Source organism: Legionella drozanskii LLAP-1 (genome assembly GCF_001467585.1).
GTDB classification, from domain to species: Bacteria; Pseudomonadota; Gammaproteobacteria; order Legionellales; family Legionellaceae; genus Tatlockia; species Tatlockia drozanskii.
In genome coordinates this window covers 28,706-46,014 of record NZ_LNXY01000032.1, presented here as the reverse complement: position 1 = coordinate 46,014, position 17,309 = coordinate 28,706, and the positions used below count along the sequence as shown (strand labels likewise).

Sequence of the window (17,309 nt, the reverse complement as noted above, 5' to 3'; positions counted from 1 at the left end):
GATGCGATTGGTTATTTCATTCTTAATGATAATGATGACGCAAATGGTCGAAGCCAGGACGAGTTATCAGGTCTTTGTGAGTTTTTCCATGCCACAACAACTTTTCGAAGAAACGGCGTTGGATGCCGCAAGACATGAGATTCCACTTATCTTAAATGGCTTTTATCACGATTCGATGCAAGAGACTGCGATTAAAATTTTTGAGCTTTCAAAAAAAATACCCAATTTATCCCTGCAAATAGACCCTCCTGCCTTTGAGCGCTATGGCATCAAGCAAGTGCCTGCCTTTGTGGCAGAGAATAAAAAAACCTTTGATGTGGTGTATGGCAACATCACTGTTGAACGAGCAATGGATGAAATCGCCCGCTTTGGTGATACGGCTAAGGATAAATCATGAAAAGGGTACTATTGGCAGGGTTAATATTTGCACCATTGGTAATGGCCGATGAGTACAATGAGGGTCGTGTATTTGCCTTAAACGCTCAGTCAGGGGTGCTGTCATCTATCAGTCAACTTCCTCCAGAGAATTACCTCAATGACTATACCAACAACCCACTGGAATCAGGCTTTAATCCTTCTCAGTTGAAAGCAACTGGACAAAACGCTGTGGCTACCAATGAAACAGCCCAACACATTTTAAAGGATAAACTTGAGCGGGAAAAAGAAAGGGTAGTTATTGATCTTAATTCGCAAGAAATGAGAAATGCGGGACAAGCCATTGAAAGTGCTGATGAGACGATAAAGCACAGCACAATTCCTTGCAAGGATGGCAATTGTCTACCTACACCAGATGAAACAGGCGCTGATTTTGGTGAAGGAATTTCTCGACTTGGGGTCTTGGCAGGCAGTGCCAATGAAGTATCTACCCAGCAGATTGGTTCACAAAACTTATCCCTGTTTAAGGGTTTTAATAATCAATGTCGCATTGCAGCAATGCATGTCGGTAATTGTTGTGGAGGAAATGCCCGCTTTCTTAATTGTCGAGAGGAGGAAAAGGAGTTAGGTCGTGCCAAGAATGAGGGGCGAGCCCTCTTTATTGGTAAGTATTGTGCGCACAAAAAACTTAAATTGTGTACCGAGTACAAAGAATCTTGGTGTGTTTTTCCTTCAAAATTAGCCATGATCATTCAAATTCAAGGGCGATATTGGCAGTTACAGATCCCTTTTGGTTGGGCAAAGCGCTCCACCAATGCAGCGAATTGTCGAGGCATTTCGCCAGAAGAGTTAGAGCTTATCCAATTTGACCGGCTAGATTTAACGAGTTTGACGAAGGAGTTTGAATCAAAAGCTGTGTTTAAAGATCCTTTACAGTTAGATGCTTCCTCTGCACAAAAAATTGAACAAATGGATAGGGAAGGGCGCTTTCATGATGAGAACTAGCCTTTTTATTGTATGTTTAGTGTTCATGCAGTTAGTGGCCGCCCAAAAGCCGCCTGGATTTCTTTGGTATAACCTACCCAAACAAGAAACGCCTCAGAAGAAAGCGCTTAAAGGCAGACGATTTTCTCAATTAAGTTATCAGCAACAAGATGCGGTGTTGGCTTATTACACTCGTGAAGCCTGGCATAAAGCAATGAATAAATTAAGTGTTGAAAACATGCGTAATTACATAGCTCTTCAGGATTTTTGGTCGCAACGCGCTACAAAAACCTCAAGACTATTTGAAAAAACGATGCTTTATTACCCTGAGTTTCATTATGAATCAAGTCATCCCTCTAATAATATCGGCGTTAAAATTAGTGATGAGCTGCGTTTAAAAAAAGAAAGCTTGGTATTAAAAACTTTGGCTAAAACGCATGGTCTTCTCTATTTCTATCGAGGGGCAAATCCTTATGACAAAAAAGAAAATTTAATTATTGACGATTTTTCAAAACGACATGGATTACGTTTATTGCCCATTGCTGTGGATGGGGTAAAAGACGACTTGTTTCCTCAAACGCGAATGGATAAGGGTCAAGCTAAACAGTTAAATATTCGATTCTTTCCAGCCCTCATCTTAGTTAATCCGAGTACTCAGCGTACTCATCCGGTTTCTTATGGATTAGTCACCCAAGACATGTTGGCTCGTCAATTTGTTTTAGTGGCCACCGATTTTGCCAAAGGGGATTTGTAATGAAAGCAATAGTTAGCTTGTTTCTTTTTATCGTGGTGCAAACCGTTGAGGCTACTCCATTAAGCAATCATCCGCTGAATAAATTGATGATGTCCCATTATGAAGTAAATTTAAAGTCTGAGTCGCCAAAGACTGCGGTAACCAAAGCGAATGCTCAGAAAAGCCCTCATATTTTGGTCTTCATTTTTTCAAACCAATGCCCCTATTGTGTGCAATTTGCGCCTTTAGTTAAGGCGTATGCGACAGCCAATCATTGGCCTATTGAAGCAGTGAGCCTTAATGGTCAAATCTTGCCCGATTTTCCCGACGCTATTTTTGCAACCCAAGACATGATTGATGTGGCCTATCAAGGAAAGCCTGTGGTTTATCCTGCTCTTTTTATAGCCAACACCAGGACAAAAGCACTTTATCCCGTGTCTTTTGGAGCGCTGAGTTATGAAGAATTGTTGGAGCGCATACAGGCCATCACGAGTAAAATTAAGGAACATGAGGGGCAGCACCATGATTAAAAAATCGTTGGCAATTGTCCTATTTTTAATGTCAGGTTACCCGCACGCAAATGGTATTGATATAAGCACGGACTTGGATGACTATTTTGACAAATTAGGTTTTTTGTCTAACACAACCAGTCCTGGTGCGTATTATTCACAGGCAGCAGGCTCTTATGCAGGAGGTTCGTTATTTGCCCGCAATCAAGTTAGGCAATATCAATTGATGCAATTAGATTTACCCAGTTATCGTGCGGGCTGTGGTGGCATTGATTTATACATGGGTTCTATGAGTTTTTTAAGCAAAGATAACATGGTGGCCCTTGGCAAATCCATCATGACCAATGGCACCTCCTATGCCTTTGATTTAGCAATGGCTACCACCGTGCCTGAAATTAAGTATGTGAAAGATTTTCTGCAACAAGCAGAGCAATTTGTTAATAACATGAGCATTAATAGCTGCACCATGGCGCAAAATGCGATAGGGGGGATTTGGCCTAAAACACAAGCCTCCCAAGAAAAAATTTGTAAAGACCAAGGTACCATGGGGAATCAGGGTTTTTTCCACGACTACGTGGAGGCTCGAATGGGTTGTGCTGGTGATAAACATGATGTAGCGATGGCAGCAGCTAGTGTCGATCCTGCTCGAGCAAAACAGGTGGTGTATAACAAAAACATTGTGTGGTCGCTATTAAAATCAAAATCATTATTGAACAATAATGATGAGTTATGTGAAATGCTTATGAGTCTGACAGGCACCATTATCATCGATCAGAATGGTCATGTACAAAATGTGCCATCCTTGGCTAACAGTCGCAATTTGGTAAAGGCTTTAATTGGTCGTGATGACGGTGGTGTAGATAAGGCAACCATCTGGCAGTGCGGTGAAAAAGCCAATTGCATGACTGTAACCTCAGAAACCATCACTATTGCTGAAAAAAATACCCTTCGCTTTAAAGTGGCGAGTCTTATCCAGAAAATTAAAGACGCTTTAAAAGTATCAGAGCCTAGTGCTACTACAGTCAAAGAAATAGAGGCTTTTGCTTCAATGGTGCATATCCCTATAGTTAAATTTACCGAAGTGATGTTAAGCACCGAATACGGTGATTCCATTGTTGATGTATCCGAACTTTCAACCTTAATTGCGCAAGATGTTTTACAGCAATATTTAAATGAATTGCTGCAAGAAGTGGCCAATGCAACGCTTGGCGCTGAATTTAATGATGAGTTAGTTAAAGAGATAACCCAGCGAATTTCAACAGCACGACGTGAAATAGCCCGCCTTGATCCGGAAATTAGTCAGAAGCTACAACAGAAATTCACCTTAATTAACAATGTTCAACGCATTGAACAGCAGGTAGCCGCGCGCGTTGCCCAGGAACTAGGTTAGGAGCGTTCAATGAGTAGCACTATATATGTATTAGATTGTGGTGATTTATTTTTCCAGTTATTTAAAGCCGTTGCAGCATTTATGAAAAGTTCAAGTTATCTTCGCCTAATTGGGTTATCGGCGGCTTTTGGATTTTTTATTGCTATCGTGAGGTCGTTTAAGTCACTCAATCCCAATACCATTATCAAGTGGTTTGTGATGTATATGCTTGTTTTTAACATCGTGATGATTCCCAAAACAGACGTCTTAATCAGTGATATTTCTTCACAAAAAAACTACCCAATAGCCCATGTGCCTGTGGCATTTGCCTTTATGGCTGAGGCATTTACAGGCTTAGGATTTGGGCTTGCACAACTGTTTGATAGTCTTTTTACCACGCCAGACAGTCTCCAATACACTAAAACGGGCTTTTTATTTGGGTCAAAGCTTATCCAGGAAGCACGCGATTTTCGCGTCGTTGATCCCGTGCTTAAAGCCGATTTATCCATGTATTTTAATCGTTGTGTGGTCGGCAATATCTTCCTAACCCATGTTCTTTCCCCCACTGAATTAAAAGAAAGTACCAATATTTGGGAATCCATTTCAAAATCGCCTTCAAAAATCAGGCGAACTCTTCTTGCCAATAAGGAAGGTATTCGTGAAGACAAAAGTTGTTTTGACGCCACACCGATTTTAAAAGCTCGACTTCAAGCAGAGATGACAAAAGCCTATACCATTTTTGGTATTAACCTTTTTGGTAATCCTAAAAATTCTAATTATAAAGACCTCTTTGAAACCCACCTTAAATCGGCCTTTAATTACTATCAAGCCATGGAAACCACCGGAACAGATGCTTTTTTGCAAGCCATGATGCTCAATTTTATTAAAGAAGGCGTTACTGATTATCAAGCCCATCTGAATTCCACGGCAAGCATCATGTCTCATGAGTTTTCCAAATCCCAGGTTCAACAACGCTATTTATGGGAAATTGGCGGGCTTAAATCAGCGTGGCTTTGGCCTTTTTTCCATAGTGTGGTTATGTTCTTAGCGATGGCTTTATTCCCTTTAATTATCCTTCTGGTAATTGCCTACAGCGGCATTGTGGCTTTTAAAAGCTATCTTTTGTTTTTTCTCTCTTTGCAATTTTGGCCTGCATTGTTTGCGGTATTAAATTTTATTATGTCATTTTATGGCAGCGCTATCTCTACTAAGTATGGCGCAATAAGCCTTGCAAACCTTGATAATATCGAGCAGCTTCATAGTGAGGTGGGCTCTGTTGCAGGGTATATGATGGTCTTTATTCCTTGGCTTGCTTATGGGCTGGTTACTAAAATTGGTGATTCGTTTAATTCACTGTCGCATTCTATGATTTCAGGTTTACAAAGCTCTACGATGTCCGCTGCGGGAGAAGCGGCAAATGCGAGCTTTAGTTTAGGCCAAACCAGTTTTTACAATGCGACTGGCAATACGCTGTCAGCCAATAAACACGACAGCAATTTCACCTCAATGGCAGGCTCTACTACACGCATGCTGGATTCAGGAGCGACCTTAACAGTGACACGAGATGGCAGTGAGGTGATTGATGCCTCAAGCACTATTTCACGAGGTGCTTTGTCGATAAATTCCAATAAGGCCATCAGCGGAATGCTCAATCAGGCCGCAGAAACCAATACCCAAGCGATTTATTCTCAATCACACCAGTTAAGCTCACTGGTTTCACAAGGCGTGCAACAGTTAACTCAATTTTCTGAATTACAAGGCAAAGACATTCGCTTAGGAGATGGGGTTTCAGAAAGTGACACCGCCCAGGTACAACATGCGGTATCTAATGTACTAGGCCTTGCAAATACCGTAGCTGAACGAACGGGGGTAACTACTGAGCAAGCCTTAACGGGAATAATGAATGCTGGGTTCAGTTCTCAAGTGGGTGTGAATACCAATAAATCCTTAGCCGGTAAATTGATGGGATTTGCTTTCGGCGTGGATGGCAATCTTTATGCGCGAGCAGGCTATGACAAATCCGACAGCACATCTCACCGCTCCAATGATGGCTTTGAAAAAGTCTTAGACACAAAACAAATGCAGGATTTCAGACGCGATTTTAGTTACCTGCAAAACTTTGGTCAAACGCATCACTTAGATACTGCGCACTCCAAAGGGGCCAGTCTTTTATCACAAGGTTCCAGCGATTTACGGCAAGCCTTGAATGTATCAAATAATTTGGATGCAAGCTTATCGCAGGGTGAGCGGATTGCTACTGCAAGGCAGGTGACTGAATCAGGTGGTGCGACAATTAACCGAAATCTTGATCAGATGTTTAAAGATTACGTGACTGATAAGCTCGATGACTCCGAGCGAAACTACCTCTATGGTCATCCAGGAGATCCTAATGCTCAGGCAAAGCTTGAACAACTTGCTAATCAATTCATGTCCGATGAGGGAGTCCGTAACCAACTTATAGATCTCTATGGCAATGAGTCGCACCGCGTAAATCCACAAGCCCGTTTTGATGCAGATAAAACCCATATTCAATCTCAGCACGCATCATTACAATCGAAACAAAAATTACAAGAACAGGAATTACAACAACAAGCTTCTCTAAATGATGTAGGCTTAGATGAAGACAAGGCCCGTGCATTGCAAAACAGAGTGGAGACGAAAATCCACGTGAGAAAAGAAGTCAACGAGGCGATGGAAGCTGTGGCAGGCACTGTCGTTGACCGGCAAAACCAAGGGGTTGATAAAGAAATAGAACGCGGAAATAAAAATTCACATGCTAAAAGCATTATTACAGGAGATAAATAATGACGACCACAACGCTTAAAGAACAGCTTAGCGAAGACTTAAACCGATTAAAAAAGTTACAAATCGACATCCTACCGCCTGGAATGTTCTACCCAAAAGTGGCGCGGTTAATGGCTATTTTCTATTTAGTCATTGTTGGCTTTCCCTTATTGTTCACGCTCTTACTAAAGGGGTCGCAATTATCTGCATCCTTTTATTTTAGCGATTGGCTTAATTTATCGATTCTTTTTATTGTGGTGGGTCTTATTTGTGTTACCAAGTTTGCAGAATATGTGACCTTTAATGAAACGATTAAGCCTCATCTAGTTTTAGGCGATACGATTCAGCGTTTATTTAAATTTTATTTCATCTGTTTTTCTGTGGTTTATGCCATTTGGGCAGCCCTTTATACCACGTTATTTTACTCCTGGGATTTTGCGCATCTTGGCGAACGGGGACTCACTGTTATTCCGGGATTTTTATTTGGCCTTATTGTTTCTTCCACTTTATTTGAGATGGAACTCACTCGGGTTGGTGCCGCTGCAATCTTTGAAGTGATTTCAAATGCAAGGAATAAGGAAACCCTTAAAACGGATTAACTCACCTAAAATTACACAAAAAGAATAATACGCATACAAAAACTAGTGTGCCTGGGCAAGCTACGCTCAAAATTTGAGGAATAGGATTATGAAAGAAGAACGCGCTACAAAATTATTCACTCGCGGAGGTCATTTATCCTTTCATGATTTGCGCATGTTTTTTCAAATTCATAATCATCTTCTGCAAATTTTTATCGTTATGGCCTTCGCGTTGACTCTCGCCTTGACTCTTTTTTATACCCCCAAGGAACACTTTCGTCTTGTTGCCAATTATCAATATGCCAAATTTATTTTTAGCCTGGGTGGTCACGGGAAAATGACTCTCTTTGTCGAAGGACATCATCATGAACTGCCACTTAAAACCATAGTTACTCATCCTTATTTTCAAACAATAAATGATGCCTTTTATCAACAACTATTAAAGTCAGTTTTACAGGCAACGATTTTGTCATTTGTCTTAACACTAAGCTTAATTGTTTATTTTGTAATCAAAGGACAAAAGAAAACGGATGATGTTTATATACGGGGAAATACTTTAGGTTCGGTGAAAGAGGTTAAAAAATTGATGATAAGTAATAAGGAGGCGTCCCACTTACACCTTGATGGCTTGCCTTTAATTAAAGACTCTGAAGTTCAGCATATGCTCGTACATGGCACCTTGGGGATGGGAAAAAGCCAACTGATTATGACGTTATTAGATCAGCTCCGTGCACGAGGTGATAGAGTCATCATCTATGACAGCGGATGCAGTTTTACCCGAGCTTATTTTGATGAATCAACCGATGTTTTATTAAATCCTTATGATAAGCGCTGTGCGAACTGGGACTTATGGTTGGAATCGCCCAATGAGTCCGATCTGGAAAATTTAGCGCACAGCTTAATTCCCATTGAGGGTGAATCACAACCGTTCTTTGTGCATGCGGCACGCGCGGTTTTTTCGGCTAGTGCCTCAAAAATGCGCCATGATGCAGATTGCAGCTTAGAAAAACTGCTGCAATTTCTATTAACCAATGAATTTGAACAGATGGAGCCTTATCTTGCTGGTACGTCTGCTGCCACTTTAATGAGTGATAAAGTGGAAAAAATGGCCATCTCTGTGCGCGCCATGATTACGACGTATGTGCGCAGTTTGCAAGCCTTATATGGCCTTGCAGAATCAGGGAAAAAACCGTTTAGTATCCGTAATTACATTTTAGATGAACAGGCCAAAGGTTGGCTTTTTATTTCATCCAATGGTGAAAAACACCATTCGTTAAAACCGCTTATGTCCATGTGGTTATCGATTGCATCGTTAGCTTTGTTAAGTCTACCTGAGGATTTAAACCGTCGGATTTGGTTTATTTGTGATGAATTGCCCAGTTTGCATCAATTACCTTTTTTAGGAACAACACTTGCTCAAGTCAGAAAATTTGGCGGATGTTTTGTCTTGGGCGTTCAAAACTATTATCAGCTTTCTCAAGTGTATGGCGATACAGGCGCTAAAGCCATGTTTGATTTACTGAATACACGCTTTTTCTTTCGAAATCCCAGTGCTGATGTGGCTGAATTTGTCTCAAAAGAGCTTTGCAATGAAGATCTTGAAGAGATTAAAGAAAGCACTTCCTATGGGGCAAACAGTGTTCGTGATGGGATTTCCTTAAGCAAACAACGCTCGTCAAGACCTCTGGTGGATTATTCCGAAATCATGAAATTAAATATTTTAACCTGTTTTGTACGTCTGCCAGGTGATTACCCTGTTATCAAACACAAGCTCACGCTTAAGAAGCGCCCTGAATTAACACCAGGATTTATTGAACGAGAGATCCCCGTTATCCAAAAACGCACTGATTGGCTTGCTGATAAAAAACCCTCAGCACAATCATCAACCAGCGAAGACTCAACGACTAACTCCGTCACTCCAGTCACCATTCAGAAAAAAAACCTGGATGTTGAATTTTATGTCTAAGGAACCAACAAAATGACTCTTACTTTGATTGAAAAATATAAAGCGCCTAATGGGAGTTCCTTCCCGACATTAAAACGAAGGGTGGATTAAGTGCTTTGAAACCCAACTGCGCGCTGAGTTTTTGCTCGAAGCATTAAGGGGAAAAAAGAAAATAAGCACTGCTTCCCCTTGTCGCTTAATCCACCTACTTCATACCTTATAGGAGTTCCTATGTTAAGTGTTGTCCCACTAAAATCAGCAAAGGGTGCTGCTGACTACTATGCCGCGGCTTTCAATTACTATGCTGGCGATGCACAAGCATTGCGATGGCTGGGTAAGGGAGCAGAACGGCTAGGACTTACAGGCGTTGTTGAAAAAGAGCAAATGCTTGCTCTTCTTGAAGGAAAGCTTCCCAATGGTAAGGTCTTGCAAAATAAAAAAGGCGAACATCGACCTGGGTTTGATATGACTTTCTCAGCACCTAAAAGTGTTTCTATTCTCATTGGTCTCGGTGCTGATCCTGAGCTTGAAATTTTTCATGACAGGGCAGTTGAGAAAGCCATTCAAATGATAGAGAAAGAATTTGCTCAGGCACGAGTTGTCATTGAGGGTAAGGTCTACTTCGTCAATACCAAAGAACTGATTGTTGCAGCATTCAGGCAACCGTCTTCACGTGCAAACGATCCCAACACGCACACGCATGGGGTTACTATGAATATCACCTTTACCGATGAAGATGGCAAAGCCCGTTCACTGGCCAGTGATATTCACGGTAATTTTGGGGTAATCGAGCAATTGCAGCAGCATATAACCTATGCCGGACTTTTATACCGCACAGAGTTAGCCAGTTCCTTAAAAAGCGCGCGCTATACCCTTTGTGATATAGGTAAAGGCCTTTTTGAAATAGTAGGAATGCCCGAAGAGGTGCTTAAAGCCTTTTCGACAAGACGAAATGACATCGAAAGCAAAATGAAAGAAGAAGGTTGGGAAGGGTCACGCCTTGCATCAAAGGCAACGCTTTTGACTCGAGAGCTAAAAGAGGAACATGATATCAATGTGTTGCGAGCTGATTGGCAACAACGAGCGGAAATCCTAGGCTTTAATGCCCATGAATTTGTGAAATCCCATAAGGCGCAGGAGCGCCAATATGAATCGTTAGGCTTTTTTGCATCGCTAAAAGAAAAGCTTTTTAGTCGATTTTATGGAAAAGAAGATTTAGTGCTTTTACACGCGAAGGAAGCAGTCGGAGTGGCCATTGAAATTGTTGCTCAACAAACTTCTGTGTTTGAGCTAAGGCAACTCAAGGAAGTAGCACTTAAACACACGCTTGCAGGGCGAACTATCATACCGATAGACACCATTGATAAAACCATTCAACAAACGATTCATAATAAACAGTTATATGAGGCAAGTGATCCTATCACTCAACAACCCATGTTGACAACACCTTGGGCATTAACGATGGAAATGGAAACACTGGGTCGAATCGAAGCCAACAAAGAGGTGCTTTTGCCGATAGCAAATCAGTATGCCGTCACAAAAGCACAAAAAAATCATGAGGCACAGTCTCAATTTTCCTTAACTCTCTCGCAAAAAAATGCGCTCATGCACGTGTTTACGACAACCGATAGATTTAATGCCATTCAGGGTTTTGCCGGAACTGGAAAAACCACAATGCTTAAATTAACAGCCCTAATCGCTTCGGGGAAAGGATTTGACATTCGAGGTATCGCAGTAACTAGTGCTGCGGTGAATGAACTTAACGCCAAGGCAGGTATTCGTTCATCAGTATTTCCCATTGTGCATCAAGAATTACTGCGCGCTAAGGCTAATTCCTTACAAAAAACCATCTATATTCTCGATGAAGCCTCCATGTTATCCACTATTCAAGGGCATGAACTGATAAAGCTTATCGAACAGAAAGGGTCGCGTTTATTTCTTGTGGGTGATGAGGGCCAACTATCCAGCGTAAAATGTGGAAGAATTTTTGGCCAGGCGATGCAGTATAATATTAGAACAACTAAAATGTCTGATCTCATTCGTTACAATCAGGAAGCAAAGGGCGCTGTGGAGGATGTGATTGGTGGAGAATTGTATAATTCTGTCCAAAAGCTTAATGAAGTACGAACGCTAAAAACCCATAATGAGCGTATTGAAGAAATTGCACGCCATTGGCTTTCACTTTCTCACGCCGTTCGCGAACAAACGCTGGTTTTTGCGCCAACTCATACCAATCGACACGAAATTACCCACATTATTCGAGAAGGCTTAAAAAAAGAAGGCACCTTAGTTGGCAATGAACTCATTCTAAATACCTTAAAGTCAAAAGCGATGGAAGAAATCCAACATCACCATGTGCAATATTATCAAACCGGTGATGTACTTCGATTTAACCTTAATCTGTTAAAAAGCCGAATTAAAACAGGGGATTATTTAACCGTTGGTGAAATTAAAGCGAAGCATAAGAACAATAAAACGATTCCACTTATTAATAATGAAGGAAAAACACTTCTTTTACGACTTAACGAATTACCGCAATATAAACCCACACGTGCGGGTTTAAATCGTCCTATTGAATTTTATGAGCCTACAACTCTTGCCCTTTGCCTGAATGACAAAGTGCTGGTTACGCGAAATTCCAATCAATCTGGGATGGTTAATTCATCACTCGCTTCAGTAAAATCACTTGATGAAAACCAATTAACACTAGTGTTTGAGAACGACGGAAATGAGAAAACATTTCCTCTTGATGCAACCGAATTAAAGCATATTGATCATGGCTATGTCTTGACCAACATGAAAGTACAAGGGAAAGAAAAAGCCTATGGCATAGGGCTGATTGAATCGTATAACAAATTTTCAGCCACACTGCGAAACTATTACGTGCAAATATCCCGTGCAGTTTCACGTATGACCCTTGTCACGGATGATAAAACAAGGTTGCTTAAAGCACTTGAGATCAATGACGACAGCAAAAAAACAGCATTAGATTATGTTTCAAGCAATACAGTGATTAACCATCAGGAACGTTTCAAAAACCATCTTTACGCTACTAACACAGTGTTAAAGCAAAAAGAACATTTAGAGCAGGAAGTTTGGCAAAAGCAAGCCCTAATCAAGCAATACGCTGCTGCAAAAGGGCTCGGAAAAACAGCAGTTGCCAGCAAACTTGCTTTTCAAATCGTGACCGATTCGACATTAAAAAAAATGGCAAGAAATGAGTTAGGTACCTCTGAAACGGGCATTCGGCAGGATGCACTCAAATTTGCAACCCTCAAACTACTAAACGGATTATCATCAGAAGAACAAGAAAAAATATTAACGGTTAAAGCCTACCTTAATAGTTGCCAGCAAACCCAAAAGGCTTGGCAATCGGTTCACAACGGCAATTCCTCCTTTCTGCAAAAAACGATTGCCTTTGATAAGGCTTGCGAAAGAAATAGGCTTGCCCATCATATTGCTCTGCATATCGAAGCGTATAAGCCTTACCTGCATCATTTTTCCATCGGCAAGCTTAACCGTTTTGGTGTCTCGCAACATCGAATTGAAAAAGGGGAGGAACACGCAATAGCTCGTCTTACCCGTTTATCGGTGCATGCTGAAAAATATCAGGTACAAAATGCGGTAATCGCCTTTTTCAATGAAAGTAATCACTTGTTAAAAGAGAAGCTCGCAGTAGAACTTAAAGCGCAAGCATCAGCAATTCATCCACATTTGATTCGCTTGAGTGAAAAATCCCAAAAACCGATTGATGAGTTATGGCGGGGAATCAATAAATCAGTAAAAGAAAGCGAAGATAAATCCTTTAAAGCCAGTTTAAACGCCAAAGAAAAACCTCTCTTCGATACGATTAAAGCCTATAAGACACTTAATTCAGAATTAGCAGTTCATTTTGCAAGTACTCTTTATCGGATAGAAAAAGGAAAGGAAGTTCCTAACGCTATTGAACAACAACAAGCGGAGATAGCCCGTTTACGAAATCAGATTGCAGCGATAGCCTCTAACGATGCATCGTTTAATAAAATTCTCCATTATTTTAAGATAGATCCAGCACGTCTTGAAAAACAATCTGCTCTCCATTTAAGGCGTGAAACGGTTCTTGATTTTAACAGCCAATCCAATTTTGAGAAAAAAAAGGAGGCAGCCCTACTTATTGCTTCCGATGTAAAAGGGCATTATCCGTTTATTAAAGAACTTAGAACCGACACTAAAACGTTAAACACCCTAATACGAATTGAGGCAAGAAAAGGACTCCTTGCTGAACTAACACCAGAGCATAAGAGCGATTACTTAAAACTGATTGAATATAAAGTCACAAGTCGTCAAGCAACCTCACTATGGAAGTCAGTCTTTTTAGAGAAAGAACAAGGTAGGGTGCCGTCAGAGCAGAAGCTTATCAAGGCACAATTATTCACCGCAAAACGAGATGCCTTAGCCTTCTCAATTAAAAATAAAGTGGAACTTAAAATTCTCATTGATGAGGAAAAATTAGATATTTCCAAAATAAAAACGCAGGCAAGAGCTCATGAAGCGCGTTTAAAAAATGTCGCTGAACTCAATCAAACGAAGGAGAAGTTATTTCATCAACTACAAACCCGTGCAGCAGAAATGAACCAATTTGAGGCCCGTAACTGGCATAAAAACTGGAAGGCGTTTAATAAGAGTCTATGGTTCCTTTCAAATTGTCCATCACTCTATGAAAAGGCTTTTGAAGGCAAAAGCGCATCCCTCTTTGCTTTGACTGATTTACAAAAAAAACTGTTGAAAGAGCATGAACTTACGTTTAGTCCCATCATTGAAAATAGGGCGTCACTGGACAAATTAACTAATCCTATTCACCAGTCTCACCCAAAGTATTATTTAGATGCAGCAGTGATTACAGAGGCGTTAATCGCTAAACCTCAAGAATCCTATCGTGCAATATATGGTGAGCCTAAAAAAATGACCTCCAAGGAAATGCGTTATTCTGGAGGGCTTATTGTCTCGTTAAAAGGCTCAAAAGCAGGGTTTTGGTATGATTTTTCATCAGGTATTGGGGGAAATCCTATTCAAGCGTTGATGCGGGAACAAGGGTTAAGCTTTCAAGAGGCTTTAAAAGAGGGCGCAGCCATTGCCGGAGTTTCGGGAATAAGCCCTGCAAGTAAATCCATTGGTAAACCAAGGCAGACCAATTCAGTGAGTGAAAGCGAGGAAGTACAAAATAAAATACGTTCTGCAAAAAGTATTTTAAAAGGCGGTCTTCCTATAACTGGAACACTTGCTGAACGTTATTTAACAGAGCATCGTTCTATTGAGAATCCTGAAAAATTAAATGTTCATTTTTGGCCTAAAGGAGCATTGTGGTTAGCCACCGATGAGGACGGGAAATTATATAAAAAAACAAATAAAATACCCGCTCTATTAATTGCCGCAAAGAATGAAAAAGGTGAAATAACCGGCGTTCAACGGGTGTATTTGGATGAGAAAACTGGCGGTAAAAATACCTTTATGGAAGCAGCAAAACTTTCTAAAGGTAAGATTGAAGGAAGTGCTGGTATTCTCCAAAAGGGAGAGAAATTTGGAGCGTTATATTTAGTCGAAGGCCCTGAAACGGGAGCCTCAATTGCAATGGCTAATCCCAAAGCAACGGTGCTTGTATCATTCGGGGTAGGTAACTTAAAAAACTTAAGCCCGGTAATAAAAAAATTACATTGTTCCGAAATTATTATAGCAGCAGATAATGATTCTTCATCTAAAAATAGCACGTTAATGGAAACGATAAAAGCCCAAGAACTTTTAATGAAAGAGGGCGTTTCTGCCACGGTTATTCTGCCAAAGCCTATTGCTGGACGAGATAAAACAGACTTTAATGATGTGCATAAAACACAGGGGATAGAGGCAGTGAAACAGCAATTGTTGTTAATGCCTAACGACCAACATCTCGTCAAAATTGCCAATGAACTAGCTCATGAAAAATCAACTATTCAATCAATTTATAGCGACACTTACATTAATTTAAATAATCAAAATCAGAAAGAATATGCAACAATTAATTACAATGAATCTCGTTTGATAACTGATAATTATGTCAATAAAGAACATATGAAAATGCTAAAACCAGGATTTAAAGATATGGAAATTCAACGTGACACTAAGATAAAGACATTGGATTTAGAGATTTAATTTACAGAGAAATCTACAACTCTTCTGGGGCTGTTCCCATTAATTGTTGGTACTTATTAATGGACAAGTCCATAAGTTTTTTAAATTCCTCTTGGCCATATTCAAGCTCTTTTGTAGCTAAATTCTTAAGTAAAGCGTTCATTTGAATCATAAGCTTAAAGCAGTGCTTTTCGATATCAGTAAATTTATCTTCAAGGCTTGTGGATTTTCCTTGTTTTTCACTCACCATCAAGCCTATTTCAGACATTTTTGTAATGGCTGCTGATAAAGAAATATCATTTTCTTGCCCGTAACTTGCAAGCTTCTCTCTAAGCTTTTCGGGCATCGTTATTGTTATTCTAGACATGAAAATATTCCTTTTGTCGAAAGATTGGTATGCAAGTGATATGCAAATAGTATTAATTGGTTTTCACTAAATAACGTAAATTAAGACATTGTTAATAGTGTACCTTTAAATAAAATGCTGCACAAGCACATACTCATATCATATCTTTGCTGTAAATATGCAGCATTAATCTGGTTAAATTAATCTCATATTTCAGCTTTATTTAAACTCTTTTTGAACAAATATTGACATAAAATTAATTTTCTTATGTGCAGCTGCTTTATGCTTGTTTTAACCTATATAAATCAATAGGTTACATCATAGCATTCCAATGCGAAAGGTGTGCTTGTTTTTAGAAGTTTCTATTTCAGTGTTTTTATTGGCCATGGTTTTCTTTGTTTTTATTTGGTTTTTCGTTGAGCGCGTGTCAATTGCGCGTTTGTGATTGACTCGATTGGTGATGTTATCTAACATCCTACTAAACAGTTTAAAAAGGAGTTTTAAATGATCATGCTTCCAATCTTTATAATTGCTGTCTTTATAGCTATCATTATTAGCAACGTAAAAAATGCAAAAATCAACAAACAAAATTTCGAAATTGAATCAAACCAAACGCAATATAATCCTGCAACAGGATTACCAATGATTGGGGCTTTAGACAGCTTGGGAAATTCTATCGGAACGAGCGCATCTGATAGAGACAATTATTGGAATAATGATTATCATCGTAATTCAACATACAATAGCAGCAGTTATGATCCATTCAATAATCGCTATTAACACTATTATATAAATTTTAATTGAGGACTTATTATGGCTTTAATCAGTGCGAAAATAACACCTGAAAAAGAAAAAATTAAAATCGAAATAACCAAATACATCTACTCGGAAATAAAGGCGTACTGCTCATGGGCTGGGATCGAAATGTACCAATCATTTTATTATTCAATTATCAAAATAAAAAAATATACGAATATTTTGTGCTGAAATACCTGAATAGTGATTCAATGTATCTTTTAATATCTCCATGAAACCATCTCCTAAATATTCTTTCAAACTCATTTCTTTATTCAAACCTTTATGAATAAAAGTTTGGGAATAATCATATTCAAGTAATTCTGATAATAAAACCCAAGAAATACCGTGATATCCTGCTAAATAGTCGTAAGGTAAATCAGGCCGACCCCAATAAATGTCCCCCTCTTCAACTGCCTTGTCAATTTCATCACAAGCCCTTTGTATTTCCTCTTCCCGATCAGCAGTTAGCCCTCGATTATCTGTAATATAAGGCGTACCATCACGATTTCTAACATTTCCTAAAAATCCGAATATACTATAGTTCCTATGAGGAAAAGGATTAAAATATTTTTCATCCCACTCATTCAGATGTATCCATTTATCATTTTGATATAGATCTATTTCAACGTGAATATCACAACCCATAGATAACCCTCCTATTGCAAATCAGACTTATTTTTAACTTTTTAGAGGGTGTCATTAAAACTCCTCCTGGTTTTCTTTTGCTTCTTCTGCTTCTTCGCTTAA

12 protein-coding genes are annotated in these 17,309 nt (G+C 39.6%); 10 read left to right on the top strand and 2 right to left on the bottom strand.

The genetic code is table 11. From position 1 onward, the window contains the following. Position 1 precedes the first annotated feature (1 nt). From trbC to mobF, 9 genes are all read left to right on the top strand, one after another. The gene (trbC, locus tag Ldro_RS15120) at positions 2-397 is read left to right on the top strand and encodes a type-F conjugative transfer system pilin assembly protein TrbC (protein WP_058497268.1); all 396 of its coding nucleotides are present in this window, start codon (positions 2-4) and stop codon (positions 395-397) included. After that, complete coding sequence (gene traN / locus Ldro_RS15115) at positions 394-1,380, top strand: conjugal transfer protein TraN (protein WP_058497267.1); 987 nt, start codon at positions 394-396, stop codon at positions 1,378-1,380. Before trbC ends, traN begins: the two co-directional genes overlap by 4 nt. Continuing rightward, complete coding sequence (gene traF / locus Ldro_RS15110) at positions 1,367-2,113, top strand: type-F conjugative transfer system pilin assembly protein TraF (RefSeq protein ID WP_058497266.1); 747 nt, start codon at positions 1,367-1,369, stop codon at positions 2,111-2,113. Before traN ends, traF (Ldro_RS15110) begins: the two co-directional genes overlap by 14 nt. Further along, positions 2,113-2,622, top strand: a complete 510-nt coding sequence (gene traF / locus Ldro_RS15105) for a conjugal transfer protein TraF (protein ID WP_058497265.1) — start codon at positions 2,113-2,115, stop codon at positions 2,620-2,622. The genes traF (Ldro_RS15110) and traF (Ldro_RS15105) overlap by 1 nt, the downstream gene beginning before the upstream one ends. Further along, a complete protein-coding gene (locus tag Ldro_RS15100; RefSeq protein ID WP_058497264.1) occupies positions 2,615-3,991 on the top strand; it encodes a conjugal transfer protein TraH in 1,377 nt (458 codons plus the stop codon). Before traF (Ldro_RS15105) ends, Ldro_RS15100 begins: the two co-directional genes overlap by 8 nt. 9 nt (positions 3,992-4,000) lie before the next feature. Beyond that, positions 4,001-6,775, top strand: coding sequence for a conjugal transfer mating-pair stabilization protein TraG (traG, locus tag Ldro_RS15095; protein WP_058497263.1), 2,775 nt, complete (start codon positions 4,001-4,003; stop codon positions 6,773-6,775). Further along, on the top strand, positions 6,775-7,353 hold the full coding sequence (locus Ldro_RS15090) for a hypothetical protein (protein WP_058497262.1): 579 nt from the start codon (positions 6,775-6,777) through the stop codon (positions 7,351-7,353). Before traG ends, Ldro_RS15090 begins: the two co-directional genes overlap by 1 nt. Before the next feature lie 88 nt (positions 7,354-7,441). After that, positions 7,442-9,298 carry a type IV conjugative transfer system coupling protein TraD gene (traD, locus tag Ldro_RS15085; protein ID WP_058497261.1) on the top strand — a complete coding sequence of 619 codons (1,857 nt, stop codon included), beginning with the start codon at positions 7,442-7,444 and terminating at the stop codon, positions 9,296-9,298. A 210-nt stretch (positions 9,299-9,508) separates the two neighbouring features. Further along, positions 9,509-15,439 (top strand): MobF family relaxase, encoded by a 5,931-nt coding sequence (gene mobF / locus Ldro_RS15080; protein ID WP_058497260.1) that lies wholly within the window; start codon positions 9,509-9,511, stop codon positions 15,437-15,439. Positions 15,440-15,452: 13 nt separating this feature from the next. Here mobF and Ldro_RS15075 read toward each other — a convergent pair whose 3' ends face one another. Further along, complete coding sequence (locus Ldro_RS15075; RefSeq protein ID WP_131764440.1) at positions 15,453-15,785, bottom strand: hypothetical protein; 333 nt, start codon at positions 15,783-15,785, stop codon at positions 15,453-15,455. A 483-nt stretch (positions 15,786-16,268) separates the two neighbouring features. On the opposite strand from Ldro_RS15075, the gene Ldro_RS15070 reads away from it, so the two are divergent. Then, on the top strand, positions 16,269-16,544 hold the full coding sequence (locus tag Ldro_RS15070) for a hypothetical protein (protein WP_058497258.1): 276 nt from the start codon (positions 16,269-16,271) through the stop codon (positions 16,542-16,544). A gap of 165 nt (positions 16,545-16,709) precedes the next feature. Here Ldro_RS15070 and Ldro_RS15065 read toward each other — a convergent pair whose 3' ends face one another. Beyond that, a complete protein-coding gene (locus Ldro_RS15065; protein ID WP_058497257.1) occupies positions 16,710-17,207 on the bottom strand; it encodes a hypothetical protein in 498 nt (165 codons plus the stop codon). Positions 17,208-17,309: the final 102 nt, after the last annotated feature.

Coding starts and splice junctions, on each gene's coding strand:
- Ldro_RS15100 (WP_058497264.1), top strand. CDS start 2,615: ATGATTAAAAAATCGTTGGCAATTGTCCTATTTTTAATGTCAGGTTAC.
- traG (WP_058497263.1), top strand. CDS start 4,001: ATGAGTAGCACTATATATGTATTAGATTGTGGTGATTTATTTTTCCAG.
- Ldro_RS15090 (WP_058497262.1), top strand. CDS start 6,775: ATGACGACCACAACGCTTAAAGAACAGCTTAGCGAAGACTTAAACCGA.
- mobF (WP_058497260.1), top strand. CDS start 9,509: ATGTTAAGTGTTGTCCCACTAAAATCAGCAAAGGGTGCTGCTGACTAC.
- traD (WP_058497261.1), top strand. CDS start 7,442: ATGAAAGAAGAACGCGCTACAAAATTATTCACTCGCGGAGGTCATTTA.
- trbC (WP_058497268.1), top strand. CDS start 2: ATGCGATTGGTTATTTCATTCTTAATGATAATGATGACGCAAATGGTC.
- Ldro_RS15070 (WP_058497258.1), top strand. CDS start 16,269: ATGATCATGCTTCCAATCTTTATAATTGCTGTCTTTATAGCTATCATT.
- Ldro_RS15075 (WP_131764440.1), bottom strand. CDS start 15,785: ATGTCTAGAATAACAATAACGATGCCCGAAAAGCTTAGAGAGAAGCTT.
- Ldro_RS15065 (WP_058497257.1), bottom strand. CDS start 17,207: ATGGGTTGTGATATTCACGTTGAAATAGATCTATATCAAAATGATAAA.
- traF (WP_058497266.1), top strand. CDS start 1,367: ATGATGAGAACTAGCCTTTTTATTGTATGTTTAGTGTTCATGCAGTTA.
- traN (WP_058497267.1), top strand. CDS start 394: ATGAAAAGGGTACTATTGGCAGGGTTAATATTTGCACCATTGGTAATG.
- traF (WP_058497265.1), top strand. CDS start 2,113: ATGAAAGCAATAGTTAGCTTGTTTCTTTTTATCGTGGTGCAAACCGTT.